The organism is Polaromonas sp. P1_E3, assembly GCF_056405935.1.
The window spans coordinates 1-504 of the sequence record NZ_JBFUBD010000870.1 but is presented as its reverse complement, the minus strand read 5'-3'; the positions used below and the strand labels follow the sequence as shown (position 1 = coordinate 504).

1 protein-coding gene is annotated in these 504 nt (G+C 60.3%); it reads left to right on the top strand.

Annotated features, from left to right (window positions below):
- Nucleotides 1-330, top strand: a 330-nt coding sequence (locus tag AC1D0Z_RS24050) for a DUF6806 family protein (RefSeq protein ID WP_477660612.1), incomplete at its 5' end; no start/stop codon positions are given.
- Nucleotides 331-504: the final 174 nt, after the last annotated feature.

The following is a 504-nucleotide window of genomic DNA, read 5'->3' as shown; positions in this document are numbered from 1 at the left end:
TTCTACGACTCTGACTTTGATGAAGACGAGGGCGTCGACGATGAGGAGGCGCGTGATGACTTCGTCATGTATTTTGTGGGGCCTACACCGGCTGCCATCATGCAGGTTCAACGCGACCTCCTGGTTCAGGACATGATCGGCTTGATGGAGCGCCACTTTGATGGGTCGGAGCTCGGCGAGGTCGTTGCAGCCGTAGACAGGCTTTTCGAGCAGCGCTTTGATGCGCTGGTGAATTCCATGCAGCTGGGCAAGCCGCCGCGCGGCCTGGGTGGCCCCCAGGGTGGTTCTGGGCACGGTGGTGGCGGACGCAAGCCGCGGCATTTGCATTAAGGCTTACTAGGACCTCCAAGGCCTGTTAGTTGTCCTTACGCCGGCTTGGCTGAGACTGAGGCTGGCGGCGAGCCAGGAAAACCGAGTCCTCGCAGATACACATCAATGGCGTGCTGGCCGACTTCCAGCAGATCAAAAGCCGCCGGGTCCAGCAGCCAGTGTCCAGCAGCCAGT